Here is a 267-nt window from a genome sequence, read left to right on the forward strand (position 1 = left end):
CCTCCGGCTCCCCTATGCGGTTAACCTTGCTACAGAATATAAGTCGCTGACCCATTATACAAAAGGTACGCAGTCACCCCACCACTAAGCCCCCTCTGCTTCTTTTGCGGTTGAACGTCGCTTTCGCTCCGTTAACCGTATCCTCAGCAAAGGATGCGTATGTGGAGTTCACCACTGGCTTAGTGGTGGGGCTCCCACTGCTTGTACGTACACGGTTTCAGGTTCTTTTTCACTCCCCTCGCCGGGGTTCTTTTCGCCTTTCCCTCA

Annotated in this window: 1 rRNA gene; it reads right to left on the reverse strand. The window is 53.2% G+C overall.

Annotation, left to right across the window (positions count from 1 at the left end):
• Nucleotides 1-267, reverse strand: a 23S ribosomal RNA gene (locus NA330_RS23265); the annotation flags it as partial.

Origin of the sequence: Salmonella sp. NW722, assembly GCF_051702785.1 — a bacterium.
Taxonomy (GTDB): Bacteria; Pseudomonadota; Gammaproteobacteria; order Enterobacterales; family Enterobacteriaceae; genus Salmonella; species Salmonella enterica.